Below are 18,301 nucleotides of genomic sequence, written 5' to 3' on the forward strand. Positions count from 1 at the left end.
CGTAGGTGTTCCCGGCCTTGGTGATCGGACCCTGGTGCCGGGACTGGCCCGAGGAGTTCTCGCTGGGCACCAGCCCGGGTCGGTCGTCAAGGCTGGTGAGGCGCGGGATGCTCCGGTCCATGATGGAGGCGCCTCCGATGGTGGCGATAGCTGCGCAGTGCTCGATCAACCGGTCCTTGCGCAGCCGGTGGGTGAAGGCCAAACTGCCAGGTACGGTCGAGCATGTCGCAGTTGCCGTAGGGGCTCCAGTAGTCTCGTTGACCGTCCTCCCCCAAACCAACACGGATTCCCGCCTCGGTCATCTGGGCCAGATCGAACTGGGTGCCGCCGCTGGCCGGGGCGACTGTGGCCCGCACAATGTCTAGCTCGGCCATCTGCTCTACGAGCCGGGCGGTCACGTCGGGGTGGACGTTGGCCAGATCATAGGCGTGGGAAAGCGAGATACGTCCACCCATGCCCAGGGCACGGGTGCGCTCGAAGATGAGTTCCGCGCTGAAGGCGCCCAGGTGGCCCGGCTCGTGCAAGTGAATGTCGACGTCGACCCCGTATTTCTCGGCCAGGCCGAAAACGATGTCCAGGTGGCGGACGGGGTCACGGTCCAACTGGCATGGATCAATGCCCCCAATGGTCGTGGCACCTGCAAGTAGGGCTTCCTCAAGGAGCGGCACGGTCCCCTCTTCCAAGAGGAGGCCCGCTTGAGGGAAGGCTATCACTTCAACTGTGGCGGCGTGAGCGAATTGTTCCTTGGCGGCCATCACTGCCTCGAAGCGTTCCAGTTTGCAGTCCACGTCAATTTGGGCATAGGAACGGACTCGCGTGGTCCCTCGCGCAATCATCCGTTCCAGCGTTCCCGCCACCACATCCCGGTAAGGGATGGGAGTATCGCGCCAGTTTTCCCGGTCGTTGCACATCATGTTCCATACCCCGGGCGAGGCGGTGTGCTCCCGGAACGGCATTCCAATCCGGGACGAGTCGAGATGGACGTGCACGTCAGCGACGGCGGGCAAAGCGATCCGATTCCGGCCGTCCACCTTCTCGCTGGCCGCAGCCGCGCCAACGAGGGCAGCCCCTGCAGGGTGGATGGTCGCAATCCGCCCATCCTTTACCTCGAGGTCTACGGCGTCCCCGCCCCACGGGCGGACATTGGTGATGATCACGATTCAAATACTTTCGATTGGGTTGTAGCTGGTACGGTGGCCGAGCGCGGGACGGCGCCGCTTCCCGGACCTTTCCCGCGGGAGCGCATGCTAGAAGTGGAAGGCAAGTTCGGCGATGGTCGCTGCTGCGACGAAGCTCGCTGTGAACGTCATCAGGGTAACGATGATGATCTTCCAGCTTAGGGATCGCAGAGCCTTGGCGTCGCGGCCAAGTGACATGCCGATCAGGGCGATCATGGGCAGGCCTGCGAAGAGGACGTTAATGTTCTGGGTGGCAGAGGCGATGAAAGACCCGATGGGCAGGAACGCGGCAGACGTGACGGTGGCCAGGGCCAGGACCCAAATACTGGACGGGACCATAGGGACCAGCTTCGCCAGTACGAGCGCGACCGCGGTGAGGGCCAGCAAGATGAGCACCCCGACGACGTCCAGCGACCGCGACGAACCAGTGCCGAGAGCATTCAGCAGGACGGCGGCTACGCCGGTCGCGGCAAACGCAATGAGCCACGTTTTGGGCGTGCGGACAACGGTGGGGTCCTCTTCGATGCCATTGACGTCGACAGCATCGACGCCTGAGCCCTTCTGGGAGTCATTCTCCTCCCGGCCTTGGCGTGCCGAAACTGGGCTCCCTTCGCGAGCTGAAATCTCAGGACTAGCCAGCGCGTCGCGACGAACACGGCGGCCAAGGTCATCACGCCCGAACAGGCGGGACCACATCTTGTAGAGCTTTTGACAAAGGGGCAGGGCGATAAAGACGCCGGCATAGAAGCCGACGATGTTGGTGACGAGGTTGGACAGAGCAGCTAGGGCCATGATTTCCCCTGACATCTCCGGATACAGGATGGACAGTGCGCCGACACCGCCAAGCATCATGGAGGCGGACCCGAGCCCAAGGCCCAAGGCCAAGGCTCGGGGATCAAAGAAGTCCAGTCCGCCGAGAAGGCCAGCCAACAGGGAAATGAACACGGCACCAAAGACGCTGCCCAGTACCCACACCGCGAACACCCCACGGTACTCCGGGGAGCGGACGCCGAAGCGCTGGATCGCGAAGGCCAGGTAGGACTCACGATCGATTGACCATGTGGCCCCGATTGCCGTGCGACCCAATCCAAGCGCAACTGCGACGGGAAGAGCAAGGATCACCGTGCCGACCACGTGCCCGACCTCCTGCAGCAGTATCGCCGGGCCGATGCCGGCGAACTTAGTTAGGGAAGGACCAATTTGAGTGCCGAGGCCTGCTAGGAAGAAGACAATGGAGACATCCATCAGATGCGTGGATACCGCACGGGCACGCCCTCCGATTGGTTTCCACCTCTGGACTCCAAGGAACCCTCCGATGAGAACGGTCCACAAGATGGGCATCAGAACGATGGCAGCCGGACCGAGGTGAAATTTATGAGTCCCGATCGTGATAGCCGCCGCACAGACAACGGTGGAGACCGCGATCATCGCGAGCCACAGCGACGGACGGGCATGGAAAGAACGCGAGGGTGAGGCGTCCAATAAGGCGGACGCGGAGCCAACTGTGGTCTTCGCTTCATTGCGCATGACGCAAGCCTTTCAAAGAGGATCAGGGAGGATGCAGAACAGATATCCGAAGGATGCAGTGGCTGTTCTGGTATACCAAATGACTGTATACTCGTAAACAATGAGAGGCAAGTCACTTTTTTGAACGCCCGGGGTTAAGCCCTGGCCCCTGTGCAAGGAGGCACGTTGTACAAGAAGATCTCTGCTCGGTACGTTCTTGCTTTTGACGGAAAGCAGCACACGCTCATTGAGGATGGTGACGTTGTTTTTGAGGGAGACTCGATCGTCTTCGTGGGGCGCAACTACGGCGGCCCGGTCGACGAGGAGCACGACTATGGCCAGAGCCTGATCATGCCTGGTTTTATAGATCTAGATGCCTTGGCTGACATCGATCACCTCATCCTCGATTCGTGGCCCTCCCCGGGCGTCGCGGCCGGTCACTTATGGTCGGAAGACTACTTCGCCAACCGGCGCAGGGATGTGTTCACGCCGTCCGAGCGTTCGACGGTCCGTGAATTCGCGCTGGCGCAGCTGGCCCTTCACGGCATTACGACTTATATGCCCATTGCCTCGGAGATCCACAGTTCCTGGGCCGAGGGGTTCGACGAGCTCGTGGATATGGCGGACATAAGTCGGCGCATCGGGTTACGCGGTTACCTGGGTCCGGCCTACCGGTCTGGTGTACATGTCACCACCGCTGCGGGCGGCCGGGAAGTCCACTTCGATGAGTCCGAGGGCCTTGCAGGTCTTCGCGACGCAGAGAGTTTCCTGGACTACGCAAGCGATCTCGCTGATCCTCTTCTGACCGGCGTCTTGTTGCCCTGCCGCATTGAGACGCTGTCGGAAGATCTTATGCGGGAGACTGCTCGCATCGCTCAAGAGCGGGACGCGCTCGTGCGGCTCCATTGCCTCCAGTCTCCGCTTGAGGACGAGTTCCTCGACGGGTCCGCTGGACGCGGCGTCTTGGATCTGCTCGAATCTACGGGCCTTTTCGGCACCCGCCTTCTCATTCCTCATGGCGTGGTAATCAACGGCAAAGATCCGGCTGCGTCCGCAGCCGGAGGTCCGCTGGATTTGCTGGCCAGGCATGGTGTCTCCATTGTTCATTGCCCGCTGACATCCTTCCGTTACCAGAAGACGCTTGTATCGTTTGATCGTTTCCGCGAGGCAGGCGTCAACCTGTGCCTGGGTACGGATTCCTTCCCGCCCGATCTGGTACGCGGGATTGACGTCGGGATGCACCTCAGCAGACTGATTGAGGAGAGGCCGGATGCGGGGACCCTGGCAGAGTACTTTGATGCTGCGACGTTGGGGGGAGCAAGGGCTCTCGGACGCGGCGATTTGGGGAGGCTTGGCGCCGGAATGCAGGCCGACATCACAGTTGTTTCGCTCGGTCACTTCGGGGATGGCGTTGTCGAAGACCCCCTGCGCACCTTGGTGCTGAACGGCACCGCACGCCAAGTGACCGATACCTTCGTGGCCGGACGTCCGGTGGTCGTCGGCGGCAACCTGCCCGGCGTTGACCTCGGTGCACTGAGGGCTGAGGGGCAAAAGCTGTTTGAACAGATGCGGGCCGCCTATTCGGCACGGGACGTCCAGCACCGGCAGCCGGACGAGCTCTTCCCGCCTACCTACCCCAAGGTGGAGATGGCCACAATTTCGACTAGCTGTTGAGCGCGGACATCTCACGCTTATCACCCCGTGAGAGTCGCGTAATCGGAGAGGGCGGGGGGAGTTGATAAACCATGCCTACCGCCTATCTAAACTTTGGTATACCAAGGGTGGCCCGCAGTTCTTTTCGCAGCAATCCCAGATTCACTTTAGATGCGGCAAAGTTTCCCGCGGCTCTCCCCCCGCCCGAGAACTCCTCATTACATATAGAAAGAAAATCCATGACACTGATTCTTAAGGCCTCCGAACTTGAGGCGCTAGCAGACATGCAGAGGACTATTACGGCCATCGCACGCGTCTTTGCCGGTCTAAGTCAAGGCACCGCTGTTCAGCCGACGCCAGATTCCCTTTTCCTACCGACCTCGGATGCCAGATTTCTGCCGATGACCGCTCTTTCCGGCGCGGAGGAGCTGGCTTCCGTGAAATTGCTGGCGGACATTCCTGCCAACCTGGCATCCAACCTGCCATCACAACGGTCGACCATCGTGCTTGTGTCCCAGTTGACCGGCGAAACCTTGGCCATTCTCGACGGCAAAGTCCCGACCCGGGTCCGTACTGCTGCAGCCAGCGCCGTCGCGACGAAGCTTCTTGCGAGGCCGGGCAGCACCACCTTAGGACTGGTAGGCGCCGGGGCATTGGCTGTGGCACACGTCGAGGCGATGCTCGCCGTCCTACCGCTTGAAAATGTCGTTGTGTGGTCCCGTTCCGCTGATACCGTCGCGGCCTTCTGTGAGGGGATCTCCCACCACGGACTGAAGATTAAGGTGGCGGCCAGCGTTCAGGAAGTCGTGGAGGATGCTGACGTGCTGTGCACACTGACCCCGGCAGTCGAACCGCTGGTCAAGGGCCAATGGTTCAGGCCCGGACTGCATGTGAACGCCGTCGGATCACGTCCCCGGCCGGACCACCGGGAAATTGACTCAGCGGGAATGGTGAGAGCGAGGGTTTTCGTGGACAGCCTGGCAACGGCCAGGGCAAAGTCTGGCGCACTGATCATCCCGGTTGCCGAAGGTGCCATGCGATTTGAAGACGTTGAAGCCGAACTTGGCGACGTGGCGGCTGGGACAAAACAAGGACGTCTAGGGGACGAGGACGTAACCTTATTCAACTCGGTAGGTATCGGTCTGCAGGATCTTGCCATCGGCCGGCTCCTGTACGACGCTGCGCTAATCCAGGGGATCGGCACACAGGTCGAGCTGAATAACTGACAGGGCGCCGTCATTACGACATCGCAGCTACAAGAAGCTATAAAGAGAGGCACCAATGACAGTTCAGGCGGAATCAACCATCTCCTCGGCTGAGACTGCCCGTGCACGAATTCGAGAACTGATCATCTCAGGTGACCTCGCACCAGGGTCTCGGCTCAGGGAACGTGATCTGTCACAAGCCCTGGATGTTTCTCGGGTACCTGTCCGGGAAGCCCTACAGCAGCTGGAAGCCGAAGGCTTTATTGACACCTCCCCCCGTCGCGGCGCCACCGTCAAGCAAATCACCCTGCGCGACGTCAACGAACTCTTTGATGTGCGGCTCAGCCTCGAAGTCCTTGCTGCGCGTCTGGCCGCCCAAGCCGCGTCACGAGGCCAGCCCACGTCACGCCTAAGGCAGATGATGGATACTGCGGAAGAAGTAACCCGGCGACACGAGCACGCGCAGATACCACTCAGCAACACGGCATTGCACGCAGAGATTGTCTCGATGGGAGGCAATTCGCTGCTGGAGTACTCCATGAAGCCACTCTTGGGCCGGATGCAGTGGCTGTTCACCATGACGGGGCACCGCGACCCCCAAGTTCAATGCGCGGAGCACTTGAGCCTCTGCAAAGCCATCTATGACGGCCAGGCCGACCTGGCCGCCGCCCTCGCCTTTGCACACGTGGAACTGGGCCGCGAACCGTCCCTCCAGGGACTGGCCGGGCGCCTACCCGAACGTTAAGCGGGCCCGAAAGACGGCATCAGATGTAAGACGGCGAGGAAGCCTAGGTGCATTTTCGCCGTCCGCGCCATTGGGACGACGTTGATGGGCCACGCCCCACACGCCTGCCATTACCGAGGATCAGCGAAGGTGCCCCACCTCTCCACAGTTGTGCCACTTGGAACATCACAATCCAAAGAAGCCTCGTACTGGCCCGGGGCGAGGCGAGTTACCGAAATCCCGGCTCCCTGGATCGTGGCTGCAGGCTTCAGCAGATTCACCGCCTGGTCAAGGGCTGCGTCCAGCTGGTTTCGGGTTTGAACCGCCACGATCAGGCGACTGGGTTCTATTTGCAAGGTTTCAATCCTTACTCTCTTGTTTTTCGGTAAGCACTCACTCTTGAACTGCTGCCTGTTGTGTAATGCACAATTAGGTATTGACAAGCTCTATAGGAAAGAACTTGCCCGAATCGGGCCATCAGGGTCCCGGTCACGACTTCGCCATCAACTATTGGCGCGAGGGCCGGCGTGGTCCTGCACTTAGTGGCGTGCCAGAGGCAGCCGGAATCATTCTCCGCTGCTCTCGTGCCAGCGCAGGAGGTTCCTGTCGTGAGTCCGCATCACTGGGAAGGCTGACAGCTTTCGGTGGGCGGCAGCCGCTAAACGGGTATTCCCTGAAGACCCGACCACCCTAGGATTGTGATGCTGAACGCCGACAGGAGAGCGCACGTAGCCTGGCAGGACATCGATGATCCGAAACCGTCGCAACATCAGATTGGTATACCGATTGACCGGTGGTCCTAGTCCCGTCGGTTTCCGCCATGTTTCGGGCACGACTTGCATCCTGCGTGATTGAGCGCCTTAGTGTCCATGCGGCCTGTGCCGGCCATAGGCTATTTCCCCTCACGTATCGTGCGCTGCAAGGTGTGATTTGCCTCTCAGCCCTTACGAGTATACTGTTTTTGGTATACCAAAACAAGATACTCCATACCCGGATACCGGTGCTGCAGTTCCCTGCTCTCGTTGAAAGGCCGGCATCATGCGCCAATGAAGTTGACTAGCACCTCTTCTGGACGATGACGAACGTCGCCGTCCTTCCGCCTTCCATGTCCTCGACTGCGACGATAAGGCGCAGCTATCACTTAGCTAGAAATCATCATTGTCTGAGGCGCTCGGCGAGCTGCGTCGCAGTAGCAGTGAGCGCCCTCCAGTTTCGTAGGTGAGTCGACCCCCGGAGTCCGCGTCCGGATACCCCAGGTGTTCCCGGCAATACGTGGTCAGCGCCCTTGGGGGGCGCTCGACGGGTTCCCGAAGGGCTGAGCTTCCATTCTCGCGATGATGGCCGACGAGAGTTTAGTCGCGGTTGCGGTGTCTCGTTCGTCGATAGCCCGGTAAAGCGCCTCATGATCCTCAGTGCCCTCGCCCACCGCATGGTAAATGGACTTACGAAACTCGAGGCTAAGACTCTGGTAAAGGTCGGCGAGTAACTCATTGTGGGCTGCGCTGGCGATGGCCTTATGGAAAAGGAGGTCCCCCTCAATAAAGGCGTCCAAATCAGCGTTGTCCGCTCCTGCATTTCGGTCGTCGAGCGCCTTACGAATGGCAACAAGATCATCCTCGGTCCGACGCGAGACTGCAAGCGAGACCGCCAACGCATCCAGACCACTGCGAACCTCAATAACCTCGACCGTCTTGCTGTTTGTCACTTTGCGGTTAAGGGCCACTGTGGACTCATCCAGGGCGACGACATAGGTGCCATCGCCCTGCTTGATCGCGAGGAGGCCGGCGTGGACTAGGGCCCTGGTCGCCTCGCGAAGGGATGCACGACTGACGCCTAGAGTCTTTGTGAGTTCAGCTTCAGACGGCAACCGGTCCCCGACCGCCCATTCGCCGCCCTGGATGTGGCCCCGTATCTCCTCAGTCACTGCATCGACTGTTGATACCCGATTGATCTTCAGCACCTTCTCAGCCCTCTTCTTCTCTATCACGGAACTTATTGAATCAGGCCTTGCAGCCCGCTCGCGACCTCACTGACTGAGCCGCCCCACAATGTGCTCCTCCACGCAACCGTTCAAGCCGCGAACAAACCAGTCAGGAGGGCAAATACCTTCATTCATCAAAACCCCTTCCCTAAACATCGGATGATCTGATAATACTATGGCATGACTATCGACCTGACGCGACTCCCCAACGTGAATCTGGGCCGCACGAACGGCCAGCGGACGATGAGGACGGGGGTGATGTGCGGCCCTCCCCAAGGATTTTCCGACAGTTCACCCGAAGAGGCGCTAACTTATGTTCAATCCAGCGGATATGAAGGAGCTCTCTTTGCTACGCCTCGAGCCATCAGCCCGGAGCTTGACAAGACTGCCCTTAAGGAGGCCGGAGAGCTGGCCTCAGAGTTGGGCCTTTTTCTGGAAACAGGTATTGGCGGCCTGGGTCCGTTCGGCGACGCGCGGGAGCGCATCACCGAGCTGAACACTATGATCGACGCGGCTGTTGCCGTGGGCTGTCGCCAGTTCTTCGCCTATACGCGCACTGAGCGCCAGCACTCCGAGGTAGCTCATAGCGATCAGCTCGCCACCGTCCAGCGGACCATCGAGACCCTCGCGCCACGACTGCGTTCGGAGGGTCTGCGACTGAATCTCAAGACCCATGAAGACCTCTCTTCGCATGAGGTGCTCCGGCTGGTCGAAGCCTGTGGGACGGACGTCATCGGCGTCAGCCTGGACGTCGCGAACCTGGTTGTCCGAGGTGAGGACCCTGTGGAGGCGACCCGGAGACTTGCCCCGCACGTTTATCAGACACATTTAGAAGACGTGGTCCTCTATGTCGTTGAGCGCGGGCTGCGGCGGAGGCTGCGGCCGTGCGGCGCAGGTGTTCTTGACTGGTTCTCCATTGTCCGCACACTTGTCGATCAGTCCCCGGCGCAGCATCTGACGCTCGAGCAGCATCTCGGCCGGTTCGACGCTGACATCTTCGACCCCGTGTGGTTCGGCTCCGAGCCCCACGTCGCCGCGCCGGAGCTCGCCGTGCTCTTTGGTGCCGCGTTGGAGTGCGAGCGGCGGGTGGCCACAGGCGACCTGCCCTCCTTGGCCGAGCTTGACGTTGACCCAGGTCCGTTTGCCCGGCGCGATCAGCTCGCGGAGAGCGCGATCTACCTACGTCAGGTTCTCGCCACGATTTCAGGAGGTCACCATGGTCGCGGTTGCTGCTGAATCGCCGATAGCCGTGTCCCGTCGGCGCATTGTCAAGGGCGATCGGGTTCTGGTCGCCGCCCTGTCTGGTCTCGCTGTCATCGCAGTTGCCGTGGTGGTAGGGCCATGGCTGTGGCACTACGACTCCAATGCAGTCGATCTGGCAGCTCAGCTGTCGCCCCCGTCGATCGACCATCCCCTCGGAACGGACAATCTCGGCCGAGACCTGCTCGCGCGGGTGCTTTTGGGAGCGCAGACATCTCTTGGGGCCGGTCTCGTGGTCGTTCTGGCAGGTGCGGTGCTTGGTTCGGTCACGGGCCTGCTCGCCGGTGCCCTTGGCGGGGTGGTCGACTCGGTCCTGACCTGGCTGACGAACTCGATCCTGTGCTTTCCGTCGATCATGCTCGCGATGGCAGTGGTAATGGCCCTGAAACCCGGAATACCCGCAGTGGTCATCGGTCTTTCGATCCACTCTTTTCCTTGGTACATGCGGACCATTCGGGGTGAGGTCATGCGCATCGCGGCGCAGGACTTCGTCAAGTCCACCAACGCGATCGGTGCGACCCAAATGCGCATCCTGTTCAGGCACATCTTCCCGCACCTGGTCTCGACCATCGTGCTCCAGATGGCGGCCGTGTTCGGAGCCGCGGTGCTCTCACTTGCTGCGATGGGCTTCCTCGGGATGGGGGCTCAGCCTCCCACCGCAGAGCTCGGCGCGATGATCACTGAAGGACAGCAGTTCTTCCTCACCGGCCAGTGGTGGTTAGTGGCCTTCCCCGGCCTCGTCCTGCTGGTCGCCGTCACCCTGACCACCATCATCGCCGACCGCGCCCGCGAGCTGCTGGACCCGCGGGGCGAATACATCGTTGCGGATTGACTAGGAGCCACCAATGATCAAGATGATTCTCAAGCGGTTCGGGCTCGCGGCCGCCACCATCCTCGGTGCGAGCCTGTTCTCCTTCTTCCTTCTGCGCAAGCTTCCCGGCGACCCGGCACGCCTGATCGGCGGCGATCTTGCCGACGAACAAACCATCGCCACACTTCGCCAGACGATGGGCCTCGACCAACCTTTTCCTCTGCAGTTTTGGAACTACTTGTCCTCGTCGCTGCACGGCGACCTCGGGTTCTCGTACAGCACCGGCCAGTCGGTGGGTACGCTGGTGCAGACGCGTCTCCCGGCCACCGTCGAGCTCGGCATGAGCGGCGTTTTCACGGCAGTGGTCCTGGCCACAGTGTTCGGGGCAGTGGCCGTCTATCGCAAGAAGCGCGGTGCGGACATCTTGCTGCGGGCAGCATCGTCCCTCGCGATGGGGTCCCCACCATTTTGGCTTGCGCTGGTTGCCATCCTCCTGTTGTCGGTCAATCTCGGAATTTTCCCCGGCCCTGAGGGAAGGCTGTCTCCGGGCATCGCCCCACCTCCGACGTTCACCGGTTTTTACACGCTCGACGCATTGAAATCCGGCCAGTTCGGGACATTCTTCGACGCCGTGCGCCACCTGATCCTGCCCGCGTTCACCATCGCCGTCGGCCCGTTCGCGTTCCTAAGCAGGCTCTTCCGCTCGCAACTGCGCAACACCCTCCGCGAGCCTTTCATTGTCGTTGCCCGCAGCCGCGGACTAACTCGTGGATCGGTGTTCCTGCACCACGCCGTACCGAACTCCCTGCTTTCCCTCATCGCCGTGACCGCGATGCTGGTTGCCGAGGCGATGACCGGCAGCGTGCTCGTGGAGAAAGTCTTCGGTTGGCCCGGCGTCGGATCGCTCACCGTCGACGCAATTTTACAGAAGGACTTTTCCGTCGTGCAGGGCGTGATCCTGCTTAGCGCCGCGCTCTACGTGACGGTGAGCTTCCTCGCCGACGTCGTCTACAGCGCCGTCGACCCACGCATCAGAGCAGGAGTGAAGTGACGTGATAGAAGACAACGTGAAGACGATAACGCTCGACTCACCGGACAAACCAGCTGACGAGGACACCCTCCTGGAGGTCCGCGGCCTGCGAACCGAGTTCCGCACGACCCGGGGGCGGGTCGCCGCCGTCCGGGACGTCAGCTTCAACATCAGGCGGGGCCAGCGGCTCGCTATAGTCGGCGAGTCCGGGTCCGGAAAGTCCGCCATGGCCATGTCCATCGTCGGCCTTATCCAGCCTCCGGGGCGAGTGACCGGCGGCGAGATCCTACTCAATGGCACAGACCTGCGCGGCATGACCGACCGCGAACTGTCAGCCGTGCGCGGCAGCCGGATATCACTGGTCTTCCAGGACCCGATGAGCGCGTTCGACCCGATTCGCACCATCGGAGCCCAACTGGTCGAGAGTATCCGGGCACACCAGCCCGTGAGCAATCGGGTCGCGCGGCGTCAGGCCGCCGACCTCCTCGGCGAGGTCGGGGTCGCCAACGCGGCGAACCGCCTGGCGGACTATCCGCACCAATACTCGGGTGGCATGCGCCAACGCGTTCTCATAGCGATGGCGCTGGCGAACTCTCCCGAACTCGTCATCGCCGACGAGCCCACGACTGCTCTCGACGTCACCACCCAGGCGCAGGTCCTTGAGATGCTCGACCGTCTCGTCACCGACCGCGGGGCCGCGCTGATGCTCATTACGCACAACCTGGGGATCGTCGCAGGGTTCTGCGACAGCGTCAAAGTGATGTACGCGGGGCAACTCATCGAGGAGAGCGACAGCCGCGCGCTGTTTGCCTCAGCCGCCCACCCCTACTCCCGCGAGCTGCTCAAGTGTGTCCTGCGCACGGACCGCCGGCAGGAAGGGTTGCTCTCCACCATCCCGGGAACGCTCCCCGATCCCACCGAAGCATTCCAGGGCTGCTCCTTCGAACCCCGGTGCCCGCTCGGCAAGGGCAACGCGACCTGCCAGAGCGTGGAGCCGTCCCTTCACACCGTGCAGGGACCGCAAGGAATCCAGCTGGCCAAGTGCCACTTCGCCGGACAGCACGAGCTGAAGGAGAATCAGTGAATACCACCAAAGACGAGAGCGCGGATCGTCCGCTGCTCGAAGTGCGGGGCCTCTCGAAGTCATACCGCGCCAAGGCCGCAGGAGTGCGGCTGCGACGGTCGACCGAGTTCAAGGCGCTTCGCGAGGTTTCCTTCGATGTCATGCGGGGCGAGACCCTGGGCCTGGTTGGTGAGTCGGGCTCCGGGAAGTCCACCGCGGCCGCGTGCGTGCTGCGCCTTATCGAAGCAGACTCGGGCAGCGTGCGGTTCGACGGCATCGACGTGCGGGCTCTGTCCAAGCCGGAGCTGCGCCGCCTGCGCTCGCGCATGCAGATCGTCTTCCAAGACCCCTATGGGTCCTTGGACCCGCGGTTCTCAGTTCGCGAGCTGGTCGAAGAGCCGTTGCTCGTCCACGGGATGCTCGACGCCCGTCTGCGACGCGAGCGGGCGCTGCAGATGCTCGAACGAGTCGGGCTGTCCGCATCGCAGGCCGAGCGCAACGCGCATGCTTTCTCGGGCGGCCAGCGCCAGCGCATCGCGATCGCGCGGGCGCTTGTGCTCAACCCCGAGCTGGTCGTCCTCGATGAACCGGTCACGGCGCTCGACGTCTCGGTACAGGCCCAGATCCTGAACCTGCTCACCGAGCTGCAACAGGAGCTCAACCTCACCTATCTGTTCATCGTTCACGACCTTGCGGTCGCACAGTATCTTTGCCACCGCATCGCAGTGATGTACCTCGGCGAGATCATCGAGATCGCGCCCTCGCAAGAGTTGTTCGATAATCCCCTGCACCCCTACACGGTCACTCTGCTCATGGCGGCTCCAGTCCCCGACCCGGACGAGATGGAGAACCGCAGATCGGCCCTGAGTGCCACCACCACAAGTGGAAGCAAGGCCGAACAAGGGTGCCCGCTGCGGCCGCGATGCCCGGTGGGCGTGAACCGGCCTGAATGCGCGAGCCTGCGCCCGGCCCTTCGCGAGATCGCGCCGGGCCATCTGGTCGCGTGCCACTACCCCGGCGAGATGCGGGCGGCCGCCGCCGGTCCGGTCGCGAACACCATTCCGACAAGTCTTTGAATACACCAATGCCATGAAAGCTAGGAAGGAAACCCCATGACACGTCACAAGCCCCCCCGCGGCCCCATCTGGCACCGCACCGCACTTGGAGTCACACTCGTCCTCTTCGCCACGGCCGCCTCGGCCTGCAGTAACTCCGGCGCGACAGGCAGCGCGGCCGCAAGCCGGCCGTTCACGGTCAACTGGGCTGCCAACATCACCAGCCTGGACCCGGCGTTCACCTGCCCCGGGGATGAAAACAGCTTCGCGAGCAACTTCTACGGCCGTCTCGTCAAGCTTTCAACCCGTGAAATCAGCCCAGGTGTTACGGCAGCAGTCCCCGACCCCAGCAAGGTCGAGCCCGACTTCGCGACGAAGTGGGACGTTTCCGACGGCGGAAAGACCTACACTTTCACCCTCCAGCCGGGCAAGAAGTTCGCCAATGGCGATCCGCTTGATGCCGCTGCGGTCAAATACTCCATTGAGCGTACAGTCAAAATGGGCGCTTGCGGGGCCACTTCTCTCCAGCTGGGCCTTACTAAGCCAGCACTCATCTCCTCTGTCGAGGCCCCGGACCCGACGACGGTCGTCCTCCGCCTGACTCAGGCCTACCCGGGAATCCTCTACAGCCTGGCTCAGAGCCGCGGCTCGATCTACGATCCCAAGGAGATCGAAGCGAATGGCGGAGTGCAGCCGAACACTCCAAACCAATGGCTGCAGAGCCACACTGCGAGCAGCAGCGGCCCCTACGTCCTCGCCGAGTACGTGCCGGGCAACCACGCCACCCTTGAGCGCAATCCCAACTACTACGGGACCCCGGCCCTGGAGCCGACTGTCCGAGTGAACTTCACCACCTCGGTCCCGACCCTGCAAGTACAGGCTCAGAGCGGCGAGGCCGACGTCACCTTGGGCTTGCCCCCGCAGGCTGTCAACAACCTCAGCACGCAGTCCTGCTGCAAAGTGGTCACCGCCGAGAGCCCCACTCCGGTCACCGTGTCGATGAACTACCAGGGACCGCTCACCGACAATGCGAAGTTCCGGGAGGCGCTCACCTACGCTGTCCCCTACTCCGACATCATCAAGAAGGTCGCCTACGGCTACGGCGACTCCTACTATGGCCCCGTCATCCCCGGCATGGCCGGCTACAACCAGGCTCTCGAGCCGGCACGATCCTTTGACCCCGGAAAGGCAAAGCAGCTCCTCGCGGAGTCCGGCGTGAGCTCGCCGACCCTCGACCTCATGATCAATCCGACGACTCCCGGGGTGTCCGAGATCGCCACACTGCTCCAGTCCGCCTGGCAGCAGATCGGAGTCACAGTCAACATCGATGCCAAGCCCCCGGCCGACTTCACCACCCTGTTCAACCAGGGCAAGTATCAGTCGGCCCTGCTATATGAGAACAGCATCCCGATCGGTGCCTACGAGCTGCGGAAGAAGCTCACGTGCGACAGCGCGTCCAACAACCAGCACATCTGCATTCCAGGGACGATGCCGCTGCTGGACCAGCTCAACAACACCGCCGATCCCGCCGCGCAACAGCCGATCATCGACGCACTCGTCCATAAGTGGCTGGAGAACTCACCCACGATCATCCTCTACCGCGCCCAGTTCACCGCCGTGGTGCGCCCCAACGTGAAGCATTTTGCCTACGCACCGAACTTCCGTCTCGCGGACTGGAGCCGATAAAAACATGCTCACCTCGCCCACGGCCTTATCGAACGAACGGCAGCTGGGCGGACCAACTAACCTCTCGATCAGCGTCTGCGTTGGCCTCCGCGCGCGAGTTCACACTGTCTGGCGGGCGTTGACGCCTGCGATCCGGCACCTACTGAAGGAGAAGAGAAGATATGAAAATTGGAGTCGACGGCCGGAAGATCCCCGGGGCTGCAGATCGCACCCCCGTCGAGATCCTCGATTACGCCAAGTCTCTCGGCATGGACGGGGTGTACTTCCGCACCGTGCTCGACATCACCCCGACCTTGGACCGGGGCCTGCTTAGGGAGGTGCGCGAGCAGGCGGACGCCTTGGGTCTCTACCTCCAGATGGGGCTCGCGAAGGTCAATCCTTATGCCGCTGCTGAGGCCCCAGAAGTCCGGGTCCTCGGCGACGGAGACTATACACGAGGCATGCTCAAAATGATGGAGGCCTGCCGTGAGGGCTCCGACTGCGGCGAGTTGTGGGTGGCGTGCGGGAACTACAAGGCCGGCCTCCCGGGGTACTACGCGAACGACAGGTTCCGCACCGATGCGCCGTGGCCGGACCAGCTCGCAGCGATAGAAAAGTTCCTCCGCCAGCTGGCGCCGGCTGCGAGGGACCTACAATGCCATCTGAACATCGAGACGCACGAGGAGATCACGTCTACCGAGGTAGTCCGACTCGTCGAAGCCGTCGGCCCGGACGTTCTCGGCATCACCTTCGATACGGCCAATGTCCTTGCCCGCGGCGAGGACCCGGTCGCCGCAGCCCGCCGCGTCGCACCGTACGTCCGGGCGGCGCACCTGCGCGACTCGATGCTCGCTATCACCGATTACGGCCTCGGCCGCGTCTTCTCGCCGTGCGGTCTCGGCGTCATTGACTGGGAGGGCGTGCTCGGGGCGCTCTGGGCGAAGAGCCCTAATCTCTGCGCTTCGATCGAACCGGCCGCACCCACGATGAAGATGCCGATCGGTCTCTTGGATGAGGCCTGGCTCGCGGTGCACCCCGACCTGGAGCCCGACGAGCCGGAGGAACTCTTCCGGCTCGCGCGCGTTTACGACGAGCGATCGCGGCGCGGGATGGTGCCCACCATCGAAGAATTCCAGGCACAGCCCTACGACGGCGAGGCATTCATCAGGAGCAGCGCTGAGCACTTGCGGGCGAGCTTGGCTGTCGTGGAGCGCCAAGCTGTTATCTCTCGGAGCTAGGACGGGGCCGGGAACGGGTTTTCGACGGTGCCCATTCTTGGCTGAAAGCGTAGGAGATATCGAGCGGCGGTATAGCAGGCATGGGCCCCTGCCTCAAACTTTCGGCAACGAATGCAATATCAGACCAAAAGGTCATCACAATTCTCACCTAGGAGACGACGAGAAATTTGGAAAACACCTCAGACATGATCATCCGCAACGTAAGGCCATGGGGAAAAGCGCCGAGCGATGTAACCATCGTGGACGGGTACATCGCTGACATCCGGCCACACCAGCAAGCCGAAATCAGCCCGCCTCCTGGGACGATCCTGGACGGTGAGGGCCGGATCCTCCTGCCCTCCTTCACAGACTCACACGTACACCTTGATTCGACCCGGATCGGCCAGCCATTCAAGCCCCACACCGCTGCACCCGGGGTGTGGAACATGATCATGAATGATCGGAAAAACTGGCGGCAGGAAAACGAATCAGCCGAGACCAGAGCCGCCTCGACGCTTGGCAGAATGATCGCACGAGGCGCCACACGCGTCCGCAGTTTCGCTCAGATCGACGCCGACTGCGGTCTGGAACGCTACGAAGCGGTTGCCTTTGCCAAGAAATTCCACCAAAGCCGCGCTGACGTCGCGATTGTTGCCTTCCCCCAAGCAGGTCTCCTGCTTGAAGACGGAGTCCCCTCTTTGATGGAAGAGGCGCTGCGAAACGGTGCCGACGAGATCGGAGGCATCGATCCCTGCGGCCTCGACAAGGACCCTGTCCGGCACTTGGATGTCCTCTTTGGTCTGGCTGAAAAGTATCAGGTCCCTGTCGACATCCACCTGCATGAACCGGGAGACCTGGGACTCTTCAGCATCCAGTTGATTCTTGAACGCACGCGTGCACTCGACATGAAAGGAAAGGTCAGCCTCTCGCACGCATTTGCACTCACTGGTTCTCCAACGGAGCAGACCTTGAAAGTCATCTCCGAGCTTGCTGAATTGGACGTTGCGATCACAACGGTGGCGCCGGCGGGACGGCCTTCCTTGCCGCTGGAGGCCCTCACCGCAGCGGGGATCCGGGTCGGTCTCGGCCAAGACGGCCAAAGAGATTACTGGTCCCCCTACGGTAACTGCGACATGCTCGACAGGACCTGGCAACTCGCATTCACCAATGGCTTCCGGAAAGATTCCCTGATCGAGCACTGCGTAGCCATCGCAACCATCGGTGGCGCCTCGGTGATTGATCCGAAAGGATACCGGCTCGCAGACGCTCTAGACAGGCCGGGCCTTTCACTTGGAGACCCCGCGGAACTGGTCCTCGTAGCCGGGGAAACAGTCGCAGCTGCAGTGATGGACCGTTTCGCCGACCGGACAGTGATCCACCAGGGCCAAGTGATCGCTGCCCAAGGTCGGCTGCTCGAGGCATCCGAAACGGCCTAGTACCGCTGAGGAGGGGAGCTCGGGAGGACCTGTGCCGGCAATTCGCTGCTATCGGTGAACCCGGAGTTGGGAGCACGTGTGGACGAGACCGGCTTCTGCAGGTCTCGTCCACACGGAACAACGCAGAGCTAAGCGGAGCCAGGCGGTGCACTTCCGGCATAGCCGAACGAATCGAAACCCTTGTAAGGCAACCGGGGAAGTCCAGGAGCAACGCAACTCTTTTTTATTCCAAAATATTCGCTGTGCAGCTGACACTGGCGGCACACTGCCCTGTGCACTCATTGCTTCAAGAATCCATTCTGCTTGGGCGGGGAAAGGGGCTCGTTGGAAGGATGGTACGGACTTCCCGCTTTAGCTGGTGTACCGCAGGACTCGGCAATAACCTGCGTATTAGTAGGGCACATTCCTTGGTCCATCTGTTCTTTTTGCCTGGTCTACTTCGACGTCTGCACGGGCAACATTCGTTCCCTCGGATGTTTTCCGGAACTTTACCCGCCTGAAGAGCTCCTCTTGCCCA

13 protein-coding genes and 1 pseudogene are annotated in these 18,301 nt (G+C 61.7%); 11 read left to right on the top strand and 3 right to left on the bottom strand.

The window, feature by feature from the left end:
* Together OOZ51_RS21585 and OOZ51_RS21590 are read right to left on the bottom strand one after the other, a co-directional pair.
* Positions 1-1,157, bottom strand: a pseudogene (locus OOZ51_RS21585) (amidohydrolase family protein); the annotation flags it as partial.
* Between the two features lie 90 nt (positions 1,158-1,247).
* Positions 1,248-2,705, bottom strand: coding sequence for a DUF3100 domain-containing protein (locus OOZ51_RS21590; protein ID WP_265981989.1), 1,458 nt, complete (start codon positions 2,703-2,705; stop codon positions 1,248-1,250).
* Positions 2,706-2,870: 165 nt separating this feature from the next.
* On the opposite strand from OOZ51_RS21590, the gene OOZ51_RS21595 reads away from it, so the two are divergent.
* The 3 genes from OOZ51_RS21595 to OOZ51_RS21605 all read left to right on the top strand — a co-directional run bounded on the left by OOZ51_RS21595 (position 2,871) and on the right by OOZ51_RS21605 (position 6,287).
* Positions 2,871-4,358 (top strand): amidohydrolase family protein, encoded by a 1,488-nt coding sequence (locus OOZ51_RS21595; RefSeq protein WP_265981991.1) that lies wholly within the window; start codon positions 2,871-2,873, stop codon positions 4,356-4,358.
* A gap of 218 nt (positions 4,359-4,576) precedes the next feature.
* Positions 4,577-5,563, top strand: coding sequence for an ornithine cyclodeaminase family protein (locus OOZ51_RS21600; protein WP_265981993.1), 987 nt, complete (start codon positions 4,577-4,579; stop codon positions 5,561-5,563).
* Between the two features lie 55 nt (positions 5,564-5,618).
* A complete protein-coding gene (locus tag OOZ51_RS21605; RefSeq protein ID WP_265981995.1) occupies positions 5,619-6,287 on the top strand; it encodes a GntR family transcriptional regulator in 669 nt (222 codons plus the stop codon).
* Positions 6,288-7,542: 1,255 nt separating this feature from the next.
* Here the strand turns inward: OOZ51_RS21605 and OOZ51_RS21610 are convergent.
* Positions 7,543-8,253, bottom strand: a complete 711-nt coding sequence (locus tag OOZ51_RS21610) for a FadR/GntR family transcriptional regulator (RefSeq protein ID WP_265981997.1) — start codon at positions 8,251-8,253, stop codon at positions 7,543-7,545.
* 174 nt (positions 8,254-8,427) lie between these two features.
* Between OOZ51_RS21610 and OOZ51_RS21615 the strand changes: the two genes are divergently transcribed.
* The 8 genes from OOZ51_RS21615 (at position 8,428) to OOZ51_RS21650 (ending at position 17,784) form a co-directional block, all read left to right on the top strand.
* Positions 8,428-9,483, top strand: coding sequence for a sugar phosphate isomerase/epimerase family protein (locus tag OOZ51_RS21615; protein ID WP_265981998.1), 1,056 nt, complete (start codon positions 8,428-8,430; stop codon positions 9,481-9,483).
* Positions 9,464-10,339: an ABC transporter permease gene (locus OOZ51_RS21620; protein ID WP_265981999.1), complete on the top strand. Its 876-nt coding sequence runs from the start codon at positions 9,464-9,466 to the stop codon at positions 10,337-10,339. Before OOZ51_RS21615 ends, OOZ51_RS21620 begins: the two co-directional genes overlap by 20 nt.
* Before the next feature lie 13 nt (positions 10,340-10,352).
* Positions 10,353-11,369 (top strand): ABC transporter permease, encoded by a 1,017-nt coding sequence (locus OOZ51_RS21625; protein ID WP_265982000.1) that lies wholly within the window; start codon positions 10,353-10,355, stop codon positions 11,367-11,369.
* A 16-nt stretch (positions 11,370-11,385) separates the two neighbouring features.
* Complete coding sequence (locus OOZ51_RS21630; protein WP_265982001.1) at positions 11,386-12,432, top strand: ABC transporter ATP-binding protein; 1,047 nt, start codon at positions 11,386-11,388, stop codon at positions 12,430-12,432.
* A complete protein-coding gene (locus OOZ51_RS21635) occupies positions 12,429-13,487 on the top strand; it encodes an ABC transporter ATP-binding protein (protein ID WP_265982002.1) in 1,059 nt (352 codons plus the stop codon). Before OOZ51_RS21630 ends, OOZ51_RS21635 begins: the two co-directional genes overlap by 4 nt.
* A 36-nt stretch (positions 13,488-13,523) precedes the next feature.
* Positions 13,524-15,152 carry an ABC transporter substrate-binding protein gene (locus OOZ51_RS21640; protein ID WP_265982003.1) on the top strand — a complete coding sequence of 543 codons (1,629 nt, stop codon included), beginning with the start codon at positions 13,524-13,526 and terminating at the stop codon, positions 15,150-15,152.
* Between the two features lie 161 nt (positions 15,153-15,313).
* Positions 15,314-16,369, top strand: coding sequence for a sugar phosphate isomerase/epimerase family protein (locus OOZ51_RS21645; protein WP_265982005.1), 1,056 nt, complete (start codon positions 15,314-15,316; stop codon positions 16,367-16,369).
* Positions 16,370-16,554: 185 nt separating this feature from the next.
* A complete protein-coding gene (locus tag OOZ51_RS21650) occupies positions 16,555-17,784 on the top strand; it encodes an amidohydrolase (protein WP_265982006.1) in 1,230 nt (409 codons plus the stop codon).
* The last annotated feature ends 517 nt before the right edge of the window (positions 17,785-18,301 follow it).

This window comes from Arthrobacter rhizophilus (genome assembly GCF_026241105.1).
Classification (GTDB): domain Bacteria; phylum Actinomycetota; class Actinomycetes; order Actinomycetales; family Micrococcaceae; genus Arthrobacter.

Coding starts and splice junctions, on each gene's coding strand:
- OOZ51_RS21590 (WP_265981989.1), bottom strand. CDS start 2,705: ATGCGCAATGAAGCGAAGACCACAGTTGGCTCCGCGTCCGCCTTATTG.
- OOZ51_RS21640 (WP_265982003.1), top strand. CDS start 13,524: ATGACACGTCACAAGCCCCCCCGCGGCCCCATCTGGCACCGCACCGCA.
- OOZ51_RS21650 (WP_265982006.1), top strand. CDS start 16,555: ATGATCATCCGCAACGTAAGGCCATGGGGAAAAGCGCCGAGCGATGTA.
- OOZ51_RS21605 (WP_265981995.1), top strand. CDS start 5,619: ATGACAGTTCAGGCGGAATCAACCATCTCCTCGGCTGAGACTGCCCGT.
- OOZ51_RS21615 (WP_265981998.1), top strand. CDS start 8,428: ATGACTATCGACCTGACGCGACTCCCCAACGTGAATCTGGGCCGCACG.
- OOZ51_RS21620 (WP_265981999.1), top strand. CDS start 9,464: ATGGTCGCGGTTGCTGCTGAATCGCCGATAGCCGTGTCCCGTCGGCGC.
- OOZ51_RS21625 (WP_265982000.1), top strand. CDS start 10,353: ATGATCAAGATGATTCTCAAGCGGTTCGGGCTCGCGGCCGCCACCATC.
- OOZ51_RS21645 (WP_265982005.1), top strand. CDS start 15,314: ATGAAAATTGGAGTCGACGGCCGGAAGATCCCCGGGGCTGCAGATCGC.
- OOZ51_RS21600 (WP_265981993.1), top strand. CDS start 4,577: ATGACACTGATTCTTAAGGCCTCCGAACTTGAGGCGCTAGCAGACATG.